Genomic DNA, 14,140 nt, shown 5'->3' with positions numbered 1-14,140 from the left:
CGGAGAACCGTCATGCTGCGATTCCTGATCCCGCTGGCCCTGCTGGCCCTGCCCGTGGCCGCCCAGGCCGAGACGCCCAACATCGAACCCGGTGAATGGGAGTACACCCATACGACCACCATCGAAGGCATGCCCCAGATGCAGGACCAGGTGGAGGTCACCCGCGAATGCGTGACGCAGGAAGACATCGAAAAGGGTGAGGACGTCATCGAGGTCCCGGAAGAATGCACCCTGGATCACGTGGACGTCCGCTCCGACGGCGCCGACTTCGCCATGACCTGCACCGATCCGCAGGGCGGCCGCGCCACCATGGAAGGCGAGATGCGCTTCATGGGGACGCGCTCCGAAGGTACCATGACCACCGACGTCGACAGCCCCATGGGCCCGATGACGATCATCATGGAGATCGAGGGCGAGCGCATCGGGGACTGCTGACCCGCGGCTCGACCCGCGGGGCCTCTCCTCGGCGAGGCCCCGCACACCGCTTGCGGGACGAACGGACTACAGCAGTCCCAGATGTTCCGTCAGCAGGTACCAGACGACATACCCCCCGTACAGGATCAGGAAGATCACGCTGAGGATGGTGATCGGCCGATAACCCTTGATCCGCACCTCGTAGGAGATGTCCTCGCCGCGTGCCCGGCGCCGGCGCACCTCCAGCCAGCGCGACACCCGCCACCAGATGAACAGCAGGATCAGGATCGCGGTCAGGAACTTCAGCATCGGGGGAATCTTCTCGCAGTGGTGCTGAACGCGACACTACCCGAGAACGCCGCGCGCCGCATCGTGGACCCGAGCCGGAGCCGGACTCCGGGGGAGCGGTCCCCGCGATCACCGCCGCTTCGCATGCCGGGTCGCCGGCGCGTTCCACGGATCCTCCGGCCACGGATGCTTCGGATAGCGCCCCTTCAGCTCGCGGCGCACCTCCGGGTAGCCGTTCGCCCAGAAGCTTTTCAGATCCTGAGTGACCTGTACCGGGCGCCCGGCCGGTGACAGCAGATGCAGCATCACCGCCACCCGGCCGCCGGCGACCGTCGGGGTGTCGGTCAGACCGAACAGCTCCTGCAGCTTGACCGCCAGCACCGGCGGGTCGCAGGTGTAGTCGACCCGGTGCGCGGAACCGGACGGCACCTCGATGCGCGCCGGCGCCTCGCGCTCCAGTTGCTGCTGCTGCGCCCAGTCCAGGCGTGCGCGCAGGATCGCCGCCAGGTCGAGGCGTTCCAGATCGCGCCGCCGCGTGATCCCGGCGAGATACGGGCCCAGCCACTGCTCCAGGTCCGCCAGCAGCGCGGCATCGTCCATATTTGGAAAGCCCGCCTCCGGCATCGCCTCGTGCAGCAGGCGGATGCGCGCGCGGAGCTGGCTCGCCGCCGCGTCCCACGGCAGCCGCTCCAGCCCCTCGCGGCGCAGTCGCGTGCACCACGGGGCGATGGTGTCGGCGGGATCCTCCAGCGCGATCATCTGCCGTTCGATCACCAACATGCCGACCCGGCGGATACGCGCATTCTCCAGGCGCGCACCGTCCTCCACCCAGTCGCAGCGGGTCTCGCGGTGGAACAGCTCCGGCGCCTTGCGTTCCAGCACCGCCGAATCCAGCGCCACCGCGCAGCGGATGCGGGCCTCGCGTTCGGCGTCGCTGCAGTCCACCGCCACCAGGAATTCCGCATGCGCCAGGCGTTCGCGCTCCGGCAGCACCGCGCCGCGGCCGTTGCCCATCACGAAACGCCCGGCCGCGCCGCCACGGCGCCGGGCGATGCGCTCCGGCCAAGCCAGCGCGGCCAGCACGCCGAGGGCGGCGGGCTCGTCCATCGCCCCGTCCGCCGCCGCTTCGCCGGCTTCGGCCGCACCCGCAACCCGTTCCAGTCCCTGTTCCAGACGCCGCAGGGATCGCTGCCAGGCACGTCCGCCCGCGCGCCGCGCCCGCTCCAGCCGCAACTCCAGATCCAGGGGCATCTCCGGTCCGGCCAGACCCGGCTCCTCCACCAGCACCGCCAGCTCACAGGCCAGTCGCGACCACCCGCGTTCCTGCGCACGCAGCAGCATGTGCCCCAGCCGCGGATGGGTCGGCAGGCGCAGCAGCGCGCGTCCGTGATCGGTGATGCGCCCCGCTGCGTCCACCGCACCCAGTTCCGCGAGCAGCGCCTGCGCCGAGGCCAGCCCCTGCGCCGGGGGCGGCTCCAGCCAGTCCAGCCCGGCCACCGGCTCGCCCCAGCCCGCCAGCTCCAGCGCCAGCGGCAGCAGGTCCACCTGGCGCAGTCCCGGGGTTGCATAATCCGGCCGGGCGACCTCGTCCGCCTGCGCCCACAGCCGGATCGCGACGCCGGGTTCGGTGCGTCCGGCACGCCCGGCACGCTGTTCGGCCGCAGCCTTCGAGGCCGCCACCGTCACCAGCCGCGAAAGCCCGGTGGCCGGGTCGAAACGCGGCTCGCGGGCCAGCCCCGCATCGATCACCACCCGCACGCCTTCGATGGTCAGGCTGGTCTCGGCGATGTCGGTGGCCAGCACCACCTTGCGTTCGCCCGCCGGGGCCGGCTGCACCGCGCGTGCCTGCTCCTCCGCGGCCAGACGGCCGAACAGCGGCACGACCCGCACACGACCGGCCGGCGTGTCCAGTGCGGCGTCCCCGCCCGTTTCCAGGCGTGCCGCCACCTCGCGGATCTCGCGCTCCCCGGGCAGAAAGACCAGCAGGGACCCGCTCTCGGCCGCCAGCGCCTCGCGCACCGCCCCGGCCACCGCATCCGCCAGCGACGCGTCCGGCGCCGGCGGCGCATGCCGCACGTCCACCGGAAACTGCCGGCCGCGCGCCCGCAGCACCGGCACGGGTTCGGCCCCGCCCTCTGAGCCGCCGTCTGGCCCGCTCCCGGCCAGCAGGCGCGCCACCGCATCGTCATCCAGGGTGGCCGACATCACCACGATGCGCAGCTCCGGGCGCAGCAGCCGGCGCACCTGCAGCGCGAAGGCCAGCGCCAGCTCCGCCTCCGGCCGGCGCAGGTGGAATTCGTCGAAGACCAGGGTATCGACCCCCTCGAGCAACGGGTCGGCCTGGATCCGGCGCAAGAAGATCCCGTCGGTGACCAGCTCCACCCGGGTCTGCGCCGACACCTGCTGCGCATCGCGCACGCGATAGCCCACCGTCTGCCCCACGGCGTCGCCGCACTGCCCGGCCATGAACGTGGCCGCCATGCGCGCGGCCAGACGCCGCGGCTGCAGCACCACCACGCGCCCGGGCGACTCCCCGGAGGCCAGATGCAGCGGCACGCGGGTGGTCTTGCCCGCCCCGGGCTCGGCCACCAGTACCGCCGCCCCGTGCGAGGACAGCGCCGCATCCAGCGGGCCCAGCAGATCCTCCAGCGCCGCTGCTTCTTCACGGGCCATCGTCGCGCTCATCGCGAACGGGCCACCCGCCAGCGGACGCCACGGACGACGCGGCCGAGACGGAACGGGGCCGATCTGGAAAGCTTGCTCACCATGTCCTCAGTCTCGCAGATACCGCCGCACCGCGCCGCCCGCCGGGCGCATGCCTCGCAATCCGCGTCCTTTCACGGCACCATCCCTGCAGATTTCGACCATGGCCAGCCATGAGCAGCGACACTGACAACCCCGACAGCGCCCCCAACAGCGGAAACCGGCATGACCCGACACCCCGCCTGCGGATCCTGCTGGGCGAGGTGACGGCCCTCGGACCGGGCAAGGCACGCCTGCTGGAGGCCATCCGGATCGCGGGTTCGATCTCCGGTGCGGCGCGTGACATGGGCATGTCCTATCGCCGGGCCTGGAACCTGGTGGAGACCATGAACCGCAGCTTCCGCGAACCCCTGGTGGACACCGCCCGCGGCGGCACCCGGGGCGGCGGCGCCCGGGTCACACCGCTGGGCGAGGACGTCCTCGCCCGCTACCGCCGCATGGAGGAGCGCGCCGCCGAGGCCATCCGCGACGAGCTCGACGCCATGCGCCCACTGCTGCGCGACGACAGCGAATAGCCCGCACATCTATATCTGGCCAGGCGGGTATCTGGCTATGCGGGTATGTGGGTATGTGGGAGCGTGCTCGCACGCGAACAACGGCCTTGCCGCCCCCGACCGGACCGAACCCGGCCACCTCCCGCCATCCTCAATCCGCCTCCCCGGCCCCCTGCCACCCGCGAAACCCCTCGCGCACCGACAGGCTGCGGGCATACCCCAGATCGCGCAGCAGCTGCGCCGCCCGCAGGCTGCGCCGCCCGCTGTTGCACAGACACAGCAGAATTTGATCCTGCCGCACATGGTGCTGGTTGATCAGCGACAGGAAGTGCTGGAAGTCCCGCTCGTCCGGCTCGTCCGCATCCAGCAGCTCCTGTTCTTCTTCCGACAGATGCTTGCCCAGCAGCTGCTTCAGCCGGAACAGCGGCACCGACACCGCACCATCCACCGCGCCTTCCAGCTCCAGCTCGAACGGCTGGCGGATGTCCAGCAGCACCGCCAGCCCGATATCCACCAGCTCGCGCGACGCATCCACGCTGATCTCCAGCTGCGGCTCGTCCATCGGTTCGTTCCTTTCGTTACTCATGCGCACTCCTTCAAAAAGGCGCTGAATCGAGGCATCCCGGATCCGGAATGCACGGCCGGCGGTCCCCCGGCCCCTGCGGCCACCGGGCCCGACCGCCCGATGCTTGACCGGGTTAATCGAGCCCGTTATGTTTCATTAAACATAACGCGAATGCAAAAATCCCCGCCGACCTGTCACCCGGATCCTCCAGCCATGGCCCGATCCGCTGTGAAAGGTACGAATACCCTCGTACGGGGAAGAACGTACAGACAAGGCGTTCCCAGACGCATTCAGCCCGAAGAAAAGGACGACCGATGATGCACCTGCGCACCCTGCTCCTGACCCTGTTCCTGTTGCTCCCCGGCCTGGTGGCCGCCAACGGCCCGCTGACCATCGCCGCCGCCTCCGACCTGCGCTTCGCCCTGGACGACATCATCGAGGAATACGAACGCGAACACCCGGACGACGCGGTCCGCGTGACCTACGGCTCCTCCGGCCGCATGACCACGCAGATCATGAACGGTGCGCCGTACGACGTCTTCTTCTCCGCCGATATCGCCTACCCGCAGAAGCTGCGCGCCGAGGGCCATGCCGTGACGGAACCGGAGGTCTACGCGATCGGCCGCATCGTGCTGTGGAGCAATCGCATGGATGCCTCGGAGATGACGCTTGAAGACCTGCTGCGCGACGACATCCGCCGGGTCGCCATCGCCTCGCCCACCCACGCGCCCTACGGCGTGCGCGCGATGGAGGCGCTGAAGTCCGTCGGTATCTGGGAGGATCTGCAGCCCAAGATCGTCAACGGCGACAACATCGCCCAGACCGCACGCATGATCCAGGCCGGCGGTGCCGAGATCGGCATCATCGCGCTGTCGCTGGCCGAGTTCCCGGACCTCGCCGAACACCCGCACCACCTGATCGACGACGCCCTGCACGAACCACTCACCCAGGGCTTCATCATCACCCGACGCGGCGAAGACAACGCGACCGCGCACCGCTTCGCCGACTACATGAACGGCGACACCGCCCGCGACATCATGCGCCGCTACGGCTTCGTGATGCCCGGCGAAGAGCTGCCCGACGACGCCACCCGGTAACCGGACATGTTCGAGCTGAGCCCCACGGACTGGATGGCGATCGAGGTCACCCTCAAGCTCGCGATCTACACCACGCTGATCCTGCTGGTGATCGCCACGCCCATCGCCTGGTGGCTGGCCAACGGCCGCGCCCCCGGCGGCCTGCGCACCGCGGTGCAGGCCCTGGTGGCCCTGCCGCTGGTGCTGCCGCCCACCGTTCTCGGCTTCTATCTATTGGTCCTGCTGGGCCCGGCCGGCCCGGTCGGCAGCACGCTGGAGAGCTGGGGCCTGAACCACCTGGCCTTCACCTTCCAGGGCATCCTGATCGCCTCGGTGATCTACTCCCTGCCCTTCGCCGTGCAACCGCTGCAGCAGGCCTTCGCCAACCTCGGCCGCCGCCCGGTGGAGATCGCCGGCTCGCTGGGCGCCGGGCGCATGGACCGCTTCTTCACCGTGATCCTGCCGATGACCCGCGGCGGCTTCATCGTCGCCGCCACCCTCGCCTTCGCCCACACCCTCGGCGAGTTCGGCGTAATCCTGATGCTGGGCGGCGCGATCCCCGGCGAGACCCAGGTGCTGTCCATCCTGATCTACGACCACGCCGAGGCGATGGACTTCGCCTCCGCGCACCGCCTGTCCTTCGGACTGCTGATCTTCGCCTTCGTGGTGCTGTTCGTGGTCTACGCCATCAACCGCCGCTTCGACACGGTGCGCCTGTGACCGGCCCCATGAACGAGACCCTGCGGATCAAGGCGCGGCTGGAGCGCGCAGGCTTCACCCTGGAGGTGGACACCGCCTTCCCGCTGGAGGGCGTCACCGCCCTGTTCGGCCGCTCCGGCTGCGGCAAGACCACGCTGCTGCGCATCATCGCCGGGCTGGAGCACGCGCCCGGCGCCGAGGTCCACTTCGGCGCCACCCCCTGGCAGTCCGGCAAGACCTTCGTCCCGCTGCACCGCCGCCGCGTCGGCCTCGTGTTCCAGGAGTCCACCCTGCTGCCGCACCTGTCCGTGCGCGGCAACCTGCTCTACGGCTACAAGCGCACGCCGGAACCCCTGCGCCGCCTGCACCTGGACGAGGTCGCCGGGCTCCTCGGCATCGACGAGCTGCTGGAGCGCCGCGCCGAGGCGCTCTCCGGCGGCCAGCGCCAGCGTGTCGCCCTCGGCCGCGCCCTGCTCACCAGCCCCGACCTGTTGCTGCTCGACGAACCGCTCAACGCCCTCGACACCCAGACCAGGCGCGAGATCATGCCCTTCCTCGCCCGCCTGTCCGAGGAGACCGGCATCCCCACCCTGCTCGTCACCCACGCCCCGGACGAGGTCGAACGCCTCGCCCACCGCGTCGCCTTCATGCACGACGGCCAGCTCGAACGCCTGGAACCCCTGCGCGAGGCGCTCGCCCGCGCCGACTCGCCCCTGTTCCGCGACGAAGGCGCCGTCTCCGTCCTGCAAGGCGAACTGGGCCCGCCCGACGAACACGGCCTGCACCCCTTCGGCCCGCCCGAGGCCCGCTACCGCGTACCGACCACCCCCGGCGCCACCAACAGCGCCGGAAACCAGGCCCGCCTGCGCATCGACGCCCGCGACGTGTCACTTGCCCTCACCGCCCCGGAGGACGTCTCCATCCTCAACATCCTCCCCGTCACCATCGAGTCCCTGGACGAAGCCCCCGGCCACCATGGCCCCGCCCGGGTCCTTGTCACCTGCCGTCAGGACGACGGTCAAACCCTGATGGCCGAACTCACCCGCCTCTCCACCGAACGCCTCCGCCTGAAGCCCGGCACCCGCGCCCACGCCCTCGTCAAATCCGTCGCCTTTCTCGACTGACCACCCATTTGTGCCAGGCCATCCATGCACGGGACCGTCGACTGTTAGTATTACTTGCACCCGAGCCAGCCGGGGAGAGAAACCCGGTCTTTGTTCAGATCGGCAGCGGGCGCACCCAGCGCGGGCTTTACCAGTTGCTGAATTCCACGGGCTATATGGAAGGCTGGACGATCGACAACCGCTACCGGGGAGACGATGCGTTTGATGTCGAAATGGCCGAACGCTACCGCGACCACGCTCGCCGGACGTGCCGCGCGGCGAATCTGGGGGCGTGAACATGGCAGGCCGCCAAATATCCTTCGACCGCTGCATCCCGGAGCTAGTGCACGCAGTGCGCTCGGTCGAACCGACCGCCGACTTCTCCAGACTGCGCGTGGTGCGCGACATGCACGGCCGCCTGTATCTGACAGTCCCGGATGACTGGCCCCAGCCGGCCCTCGACACATTGCGCGAGCAACTACACCAGGCGCTTGGACCGTTCAGCCCGGGCAGGAACAATGGCGTGGCCAGATGCTCGGAAACGCTGGCCGGCGAAGCGCTTTACCGAGAACCCAGCCTGGTGCAGTGGGTGGGAGATACGGGGGTGCACCTCGTGGAGAGGCGTGCCATGGGCCAGGACTGGGTCCTGCAACCTGACCCTTGCCAGACCGCACATCCGCCGCGTTTTGTGTTCCACAGCCTGAAGGGCGGTGTCGGGCGTTCCACGGCGCTCATGCTGTGGGGCCGAGAGCTGGTCCGACAGGGACGTACGGTGCTGCTGGTGGATCTGGACCTCGAGGCCCCGGGGCTTGGCGCGCACATGCTGCCCGAACAAAGCCGACCGGAATACGGCGTGCTGGACTGGCTGGTGGAGGATCTTGTCGGTAACACCTGCCCGGATCTGGCGGCCGATATGGTGGCTGAAAGTACACTGGTCGACCGGCCGGGGCTCTGGCTGGCCCCAGCCCTGGGTCGAACGGCAGCCGAGCATTCCGAGAGTGCACTGGCCAAGCTCGCGCGCGCCTACCTCGAAGGCGAGGATGGAAGCGGCTTTGCGGTGCGTCTGCAACACATGCTCGGTGCCCTGGAGGCAGAGGTAAAACCGGATGTCGTGTTGATCGACAGCCGGGCCGGCCTTCACGAGACGGTCGCAGCGCCCCTGTTGCATCTGGGTGCGGAAGTGTTCTTTTTTGCCGTGGACGTACCCGCCACATGGGAGGGTTACCGCTACCTGTTCGCGCATCTCGCCCAATTGGCATCCGTCGGCGGTTCCGGATCGACCGATGCGCAGTGGCGGACGCGCTTCCATATGGTTCAGGCGCGTTCCACCATGCGCGAGGAAGACAAGCACCGTTTCGCCTCCAGTTCCTACGGGGTATGGGTCGACACTTTGTATGATGCCGTTCCATCGGATGGCGTGAACGGCCTGGATATCGCATTCACATTCGACGAACGTGACCCTGAAGCCCCCCACTGGCCATTCGGCATCCTGCGTAGCGAGCACTTCGAGGCGTTCAATCCGATGGAGCAGCTGGCGGACGTCGGGGAGTCTGCGATACGAGAGGCGTTCGGAGAGCTCTTCGAAGGCCTGCAGTCCTGTCTGAGCCTGCTGGAGGAAGAAGCCGGATGAATCAGCCCGCCTTGCACCGTGACGACCTGCGCGCGGCCTTTGAAGCCATTCCGGAAGAAGTGGCGCATCACGGTACCCAGCCTCCGGCACCCGCGAGCGTATACGTGGTCCCCGGTCACGAAAGTGCACTCAACCCCAATACGCCAGTGGTAGTCGGTGACCGGGGCACGGGCAAGAGCTTCTGGAGTGCCGCCCTCAACGGTGAGACTACCCGCATGATGATCGGCCATCAGCTGAGGCGGCTGAGGCTCGACAAAGTTCGTGTCGGCTGGGGCTACTCTTCCGAGACAGGCAACCACAGCCACCCTTCCCGGCGAGTATTGCGGAAGCTGCTTGACGAAGGATTCCGGGCCGAGGACATCTGGCGCACGGTCATCCTGTACCAGCTTGCCGATCCAGCAGAACACGCCCTGTTTCGGGGGGCGGAACGCTGGGCCGAACGTGTTCAGCGAATCGTCGATGACCCGGAGACCGAAGAACAACTGTTTGCAACGCTGGACGCTGACCTGAAGGCACGCGGGGAACGGCACCTGGTGGTATTTGATGCGCTGGACCGTCTGGGCGATGACTGGGCGCGCATCCGCGCACTGCTGCGGGGGCTGCTGCGGGTTGGTCTCGATCTGCGGGAATACAGCGCGATTCGTACCAAGTTCTTTCTACGCCCCGACATGTGGGAAGACGAAAGTGTCTGGGCCTTCCCCGATGCATCCAAGCTCACCCACGGGCGTGTACTGCTGGAATGGCATCGCGCGGATCTGTATGGCCTGCTGTGGCACCACCTGGGAAACGATCCACAATCCGGCCCCGCTTTCCGCGGATGGCTGGCCGCTACGCACAACGAACACTTCGAGTCGGTGGAGATCGACGGCGGGACCGTTTTCGTGGTCCCGGAATCGCTGCGAACACAGGACAAGGCACAGGCCGAAGTACTTCGGGCCATCGCGAGCCCCTTCATGGGGCGCGACCGACGCAGGGGCAAGACCTACACATGGGTGCCAACCCATCTGGCGGATGCCAAAGGGCAAATCAGTCCACGCAGTTTCCTGGTGGCACTGAAACAGGCTCATGTGCTCACCGAGCACCAGTACGCCGATTCCGGCGTTCTGCTTCACTTTGAGGGCATCAAGCGCGGCGTACAGGAAGCCTCGCGCATCCGTTTGCAGGAACTGCAGGAGGACTACCCCTGGATCAAGCAGATGCTCGAACCACTGCACGGGATGACAGTACCGGCTACCAGAGAAGACCTCCAGACCCGCTGGCGCGAAAGCGGCGTGGTGGACGCCATCCAGCAGGCCGCAACGGACGACGACAACCAGGACGACTCCGCACGCCCCTACCTGCCACCGCATGCGCTGGAAACGCCCGCCGCCGGCCAGTGTTTGGAAGACGCGCTCATCGAGGCCGCAATCGAGATCGGCGTGATGAGTCGCACGGCCGATGGCCGTCTGAATATCCCCGACCTGTTCCGGGTGGCTGCCGGTATCGGGCGTCGTGGCGGCGTCCGGGCGATCCGGTGAGATGACGATGCACAACACCCCGCATCCGGGCGAGTTCATTCGCGAGGTCTATCTGGAACCATTCGGGCTGAGTGCCCGCCACCTGGCCAGCAAGCTTGATGTCTCGCCTTCCACCCTGGGGCGTATCCTGCAGGGGCGCAGCGGAGTCAGCCCCGAGATGGCGCTGCGTCTTTCGAAAACACTCGGGCGGTCTCCGGAAAGCTGGCTTGCCATGCAGGACCAGCACGACCTCTGGTGTGCACGCAGGAGCGTGAAGTTGGACGGCGTACAGCGGATCCAGTTCGACGGGCTCGGCGACAACGGACAACCAGGCGCGTAGCCCGGCAAGCAGGTGCGCGACGGGCAAGGTGGCTACCCCCGGCCCGGTCAGCGCCGAGGCATCCACCGATATCGTTAAGGACCAGAGGGGGCCTCCAGCGCATGGAGAAGAAGACCCCTTCCGTCTCGTTACGCTGCTTACCGGGCCGCCTCGGCTTCCAGCATATCTGCGAGTTCGGCTGCGGGGACAAGGCCGTACCTGATCTGGCCCTCGGGGGTGATGATGGTGGGGGTACCCAGGAAGCGGTGCTCCCGGGCGATGGCCAGATGATCGGCCACGGGATTCGGGCAGTCTTCCGCCTTTATGGTCTCGGCCCGCTTGGCCCGGGTGATGGCATCCTGCCGGACGTCGCTGCACCACACCGCCTCCATCTGCTCGAAGGCGTTGCCGATGACGGGGAACGCCGCATAGCGAATGCGGATGTCCCATAGGAGGTAGTCGTCGATTTGCTGGTGGAACTCGCGGCAATAGGGGCAGTTGACGTCGGTAAAGACCGTCACGGTGTACTGGGCGCCATCCGGCTCAAAGACGATGAGCTCGTCCTCGTCCAGGCCTTCCACCAGTTGCACGATCTCGGCCTGCCGTTCCCCGGCGGCCGCGTTGGCGCTCAGGCCGAACACCAGAAGCGCCACGGCCACCAGGACCATGGGCCATGTGCAGATCCCGTTCGTCCGTATCACGTGCACCATCCTTCCGGCTTGATATGTTGACAGCCGGATTTGTCGGTCTGGCGGATCCCCTGCCCCGAAACACATACCAATGGACCATTGCGAGGCATCCGGGTTCCGGATGGAGGACGCTTGCCGGGCTCGGTGGCGACAGGCTGGCGCGGACGGTTTACTCTCGATAGCAGTGAACAAATAAGGGCCTGCCATGCCGTTGCCCGCGCAGAAGACGAAGATCGTGGCCACCGTCGGGCCGGCGTCCGATTCACCGGAGACGCTGCGGCGGATGATGCAGGCCGGGCTGAACGTGGTCCGGCTGAACTTCTCGCATGGCGACCCCGCCTGTCACGCCGGCCTGATCGCGCAGATCCGCGAAGCGGCGCAGGAGACCGGCACCCGTGTGGCCATCCTCGGGGATCTGCCGGGGCCCAAGATGCGCATTGGCGAGCTGGCCGAGGAGCCAATCGAGCTGGAGCCGGGGCAAGGCATCACGCTGACCACGCAGGAGTGCATCGGGGACGCCTCGCGGGTCAGCGTGTCGTTCTCCGGGTTGCCGGAGGCGGTGCAGCCGGGCGATGCGCTGTTCCTGAACGATGGCTACATCGAGCTGGAGGTGGTGTCGGTCGCCGGGCCCGACGTCAGCTGCCGCGTGCAGACCGGCGGGGAGTTGCGCTCGCGCAAGGGGCTGAACCTGCCGGGCATCGATCTCGGGATCCGCGCCTTCACGCTGGACGATCACGAATGGCTGCGGTTTGCGGCGGAACACGGCGTGGATGCGGTGAGCCAGAGCTTCGTGGTCGACGGCGACGACATCCTGGCGGTGCGCAAGGCCGCGGAGGATCTGGGCTACAACCCCTTCATCATCGCCAAGATCGAGCGCGCCGATGCGCTGGAGCAGCTCGACAGCATCCTCGAGACGGCCGACGGCATCATGGTGGCGCGCGGAGACCTGGGGGTGGAGATTCCGATCGCGAGCATCGCACTGGCCCAGCGCCGCATCACCCGCCGCGCCAACCGACACAACCGCCCGGTGATCACCGCCACGCAGATGCTGGAGTCGATGGTGAACTCGCGCCGGCCCACGCGCGCCGAGGCCACCGACGTGGCGAATGCCATCGTCGGCGGCACTGACTGCGTGATGCTCTCCGGCGAGTCCGCGATGGGGCGCTATCCGGTGGAATCCGTGGCGATGCTGGCGGCCATCGCCCGCTCGATCGAACCGGAACGCGACGCGGCCGCGGGCACCGACCACCCGGACGAACCCGACCTGCCCGAGCAGGAGCGCGCCGCCGACCTGATCGCGCGCAGCGTGTTCCACACCGCGCACCGGAGCCGACCGCAGGTCACGCTGGTGCCCACGCTCAGCGGCGCCACCGCCCGACGCATCGCCCGCCTGGGCCTGCCGTGCTGGATCGCGGCCTTTACGCCGCACCCCGAAACCGCTCAGGGCCTGCAGTTTTCCTACGGCGTACAGCCGGTGGCCGTCGCCGAAGACCGTAGCGACTGGAACGACTTTGCGCGCCAGTGGCTCGCGGAGAACGGCATCAACGAAGGCCTGTCCCTGCTCGTTCAGGGCCCCTCCGAGCCGCACCCCTCGGGCAACCACCGCCTGGAGCTGCTGGAACTGGGTCCGTTCCGCGGGGAAGGCTGATTCCGCTACCGGCCTGAGCGGGCCTCACCGGGCCCGTTTCGCGACGTGTCGGCCGGGACAGCGGGGTCCGGAGCGAACGCCCCCGGCTCGGCCCCCGGATCAACCACCTCGATCCGGTCGCGTCCGTCGTTCCTGGCCGAGTACAGCACCCGGTCGGCGCGCCTGGCAGGGTATCCGCGTTGTCCCCGGATCGGCATTCGGTCAGCGCCGGGGGGCGCCAAAGGCCGCCGTTCCTCAGGGCTCTACCGGGAGCAGATCCTCGATGTCGACCTCGAGGATAGCGGCGATGCGACGCATGGCATCCACGGAACCGGACTTGCTACCGGCTTCCAGTTGGGAGATGTAGGACTTGCCCACCCCCGCCGCCGTCGCCAGCGACTCCTGCGTCAACCCGCGATGTTCACGCCAGACGCGCATCGGGTGCTCGTCCCCGGCCAGAAGCCGCTGCGCAACCGCCTCCGGCACAACCTCGTCCTCGCCACGCTCCAGCTCGACCATGGCGCGGTCGAAAGTCCGGATGTCCTCGGCCTTTTCGGCGCTCGCCACCAGGCGCTCATAGGTGTCGATGGGGACCACGGCATATTCGGGTTTGCCGTCGCGTTCGATGATCTGAACCGCTTCACTCATTTGTAGATGCCTCCTCGTGCGCCTGCGTCCAACACCAGAATGACCAGATCGTCATCCTGCCGACGAAACAGAACCCTCCACCGGCCGATGCGCAGACGGTAACCTTCGCGCCCCTGCAGTGGTCTGACATCCAGTCCCGGTTCGTCCGGGTCCCGTGCCAGCCGGCTCAGCGCCCCGGTCACGCGCTGGCGCTCTCCACGCGGCATCCGCGCCAGGCACTTGAGTGCCGACTTCTTGTAGTTCAACCGGTACACGGAGAAGAGTGTAGAAAAAGGTTTACCAACAGGCAACATAACGAATGCCCCGCCCCGGGCATCCATCCGAACCAG

The 14,140-nt window shown here is 68.0% G+C and carries 16 protein-coding genes; 10 read left to right on the top strand and 6 right to left on the bottom strand.

Annotated elements, in window-relative coordinates:
- The first annotated feature begins 12 nt into the window (after window positions 1-12).
- Window positions 13-435 carry a DUF3617 family protein gene (locus tag G020_RS0102475; protein WP_018946474.1) on the top strand — a complete coding sequence of 141 codons (423 nt, stop codon included), beginning with the start codon at window positions 13-15 and terminating at the stop codon, window positions 433-435.
- 66 nt (window positions 436-501) lie between these two features.
- Here the strand turns inward: G020_RS0102475 and G020_RS0102470 are convergent, their stop codons facing one another.
- Window positions 502-723, bottom strand: a complete 222-nt coding sequence (locus G020_RS0102470) for a hypothetical protein (protein ID WP_018870091.1) — start codon at window positions 721-723, stop codon at window positions 502-504.
- A gap of 108 nt (window positions 724-831) precedes the next feature.
- Window positions 832-3,375, bottom strand: a complete 2,544-nt coding sequence (hrpB, locus tag G020_RS0102465) for an ATP-dependent helicase HrpB (RefSeq protein WP_024328525.1) — start codon at window positions 3,373-3,375, stop codon at window positions 832-834.
- A 203-nt stretch (window positions 3,376-3,578) separates the two neighbouring features.
- Here hrpB and G020_RS0102460 point away from each other — a divergent pair, with 203 nt between their 5' ends.
- Complete coding sequence (locus tag G020_RS0102460) at window positions 3,579-3,980, top strand: winged helix-turn-helix domain-containing protein (protein WP_024328524.1); 402 nt, start codon at window positions 3,579-3,581, stop codon at window positions 3,978-3,980.
- 130 nt (window positions 3,981-4,110) lie between these two features.
- On the opposite strand, the gene G020_RS0102455 is transcribed toward G020_RS0102460, so the two are convergent.
- A complete protein-coding gene (locus G020_RS0102455) occupies window positions 4,111-4,545 on the bottom strand; it encodes a rhodanese-like domain-containing protein (RefSeq protein ID WP_024328523.1) in 435 nt (144 codons plus the stop codon).
- A gap of 296 nt (window positions 4,546-4,841) precedes the next feature.
- Here G020_RS0102455 and modA point away from each other — a divergent pair, with 296 nt between their 5' ends.
- From modA to G020_RS0102420, 7 genes are all read left to right on the top strand, one after another.
- The gene (gene modA, locus G020_RS0102450; RefSeq protein WP_024328522.1) at window positions 4,842-5,621 is read left to right on the top strand and encodes a molybdate ABC transporter substrate-binding protein; all 780 of its coding nucleotides are present in this window, start codon (window positions 4,842-4,844) and stop codon (window positions 5,619-5,621) included.
- Between the two features lie 6 nt (window positions 5,622-5,627).
- On the top strand, window positions 5,628-6,320 hold the full coding sequence (gene modB / locus G020_RS0102445) for a molybdate ABC transporter permease subunit (RefSeq protein ID WP_024328521.1): 693 nt from the start codon (window positions 5,628-5,630) through the stop codon (window positions 6,318-6,320).
- On the top strand, window positions 6,317-7,423 hold the full coding sequence (gene modC / locus G020_RS0102440; protein WP_024328520.1) for a molybdenum ABC transporter ATP-binding protein: 1,107 nt from the start codon (window positions 6,317-6,319) through the stop codon (window positions 7,421-7,423). The genes modB and modC overlap by 4 nt, the downstream gene beginning before the upstream one ends.
- 134 nt (window positions 7,424-7,557) lie before the next feature.
- Complete coding sequence (locus tag G020_RS15485; RefSeq protein WP_156002674.1) at window positions 7,558-7,698, top strand: hypothetical protein; 141 nt, start codon at window positions 7,558-7,560, stop codon at window positions 7,696-7,698.
- 56 nt (window positions 7,699-7,754) lie between these two features.
- Entirely contained in the window at window positions 7,755-9,032 is a 1,278-nt protein-coding gene (locus G020_RS14755) for a ParA family protein (RefSeq protein WP_024328519.1), read from the top strand.
- Complete coding sequence (locus G020_RS0102425) at window positions 9,029-10,549, top strand: hypothetical protein (protein ID WP_156002671.1); 1,521 nt, start codon at window positions 9,029-9,031, stop codon at window positions 10,547-10,549. Before G020_RS14755 ends, G020_RS0102425 begins: the two co-directional genes overlap by 4 nt.
- Before the next feature lies 1 nt (window position 10,550).
- Entirely contained in the window at window positions 10,551-10,868 is a 318-nt protein-coding gene (locus tag G020_RS0102420) for a HigA family addiction module antitoxin (RefSeq protein WP_024328517.1), read from the top strand.
- Between the two features lie 137 nt (window positions 10,869-11,005).
- On the opposite strand, the gene G020_RS0102415 is transcribed toward G020_RS0102420, so the two are convergent.
- A complete protein-coding gene (locus G020_RS0102415) occupies window positions 11,006-11,515 on the bottom strand; it encodes a DsbC family protein (protein ID WP_024328516.1) in 510 nt (169 codons plus the stop codon).
- A 226-nt stretch (window positions 11,516-11,741) separates the two neighbouring features.
- On the opposite strand from G020_RS0102415, the gene pyk reads away from it, so the two are divergent.
- On the top strand, window positions 11,742-13,184 hold the full coding sequence (pyk, locus tag G020_RS0102410; RefSeq protein WP_024328515.1) for a pyruvate kinase: 1,443 nt from the start codon (window positions 11,742-11,744) through the stop codon (window positions 13,182-13,184).
- A gap of 234 nt (window positions 13,185-13,418) precedes the next feature.
- On the opposite strand, the gene G020_RS0102405 is transcribed toward pyk, so the two are convergent.
- Window positions 13,419-13,811: a helix-turn-helix domain-containing protein gene (locus G020_RS0102405; protein ID WP_018946494.1), complete on the bottom strand. Its 393-nt coding sequence runs from the start codon at window positions 13,809-13,811 to the stop codon at window positions 13,419-13,421.
- Entirely contained in the window at window positions 13,808-14,065 is a 258-nt protein-coding gene (locus G020_RS14605) for a type II toxin-antitoxin system RelE/ParE family toxin (protein ID WP_024328514.1), read from the bottom strand. The genes G020_RS0102405 and G020_RS14605 overlap by 4 nt, the downstream gene beginning before the upstream one ends.
- Window positions 14,066-14,140: the final 75 nt, after the last annotated feature.

The organism is Thioalkalivibrio sp. ALR17-21 (genome assembly GCF_000420185.1).
GTDB lineage: Bacteria > Pseudomonadota > Gammaproteobacteria > Ectothiorhodospirales > Ectothiorhodospiraceae > Thioalkalivibrio > Thioalkalivibrio halophilus.
The sequence above is the reverse complement of the archived record's forward strand: the minus strand, read 5'-3'. Positions and strand labels throughout refer to the sequence as shown.

Bases quoted from the DNA above. Each gene is read 5' to 3' on its own strand.
- G020_RS0102475 (WP_018946474.1), top strand. From the start codon at position 13: ATGCTGCGATTCCTGATCCCGCTGGCCCTGCTGGCCCTGCCCGTGGCC.
- G020_RS0102470 (WP_018870091.1), bottom strand. From the start codon at position 723: ATGCTGAAGTTCCTGACCGCGATCCTGATCCTGCTGTTCATCTGGTGG.
- hrpB (WP_024328525.1), bottom strand. From the start codon at position 3,375: ATGGCCCGTGAAGAAGCAGCGGCGCTGGAGGATCTGCTGGGCCCGCTG.
- G020_RS0102460 (WP_024328524.1), top strand. From the start codon at position 3,579: ATGAGCAGCGACACTGACAACCCCGACAGCGCCCCCAACAGCGGAAAC.
- G020_RS0102455 (WP_024328523.1), bottom strand. From the start codon at position 4,545: ATGAGTAACGAAAGGAACGAACCGATGGACGAGCCGCAGCTGGAGATC.
- modA (WP_024328522.1), top strand. From the start codon at position 4,842: ATGCACCTGCGCACCCTGCTCCTGACCCTGTTCCTGTTGCTCCCCGGC.
- modB (WP_024328521.1), top strand. From the start codon at position 5,628: ATGTTCGAGCTGAGCCCCACGGACTGGATGGCGATCGAGGTCACCCTC.
- G020_RS0102425 (WP_156002671.1), top strand. From the start codon at position 9,029: ATGAATCAGCCCGCCTTGCACCGTGACGACCTGCGCGCGGCCTTTGAA.
- G020_RS0102420 (WP_024328517.1), top strand. From the start codon at position 10,551: ATGACGATGCACAACACCCCGCATCCGGGCGAGTTCATTCGCGAGGTC.
- G020_RS0102415 (WP_024328516.1), bottom strand. From the start codon at position 11,515: ATGGTCCTGGTGGCCGTGGCGCTTCTGGTGTTCGGCCTGAGCGCCAAC.
- pyk (WP_024328515.1), top strand. From the start codon at position 11,742: ATGCCGTTGCCCGCGCAGAAGACGAAGATCGTGGCCACCGTCGGGCCG.
- G020_RS0102405 (WP_018946494.1), bottom strand. From the start codon at position 13,811: ATGAGTGAAGCGGTTCAGATCATCGAACGCGACGGCAAACCCGAATAT.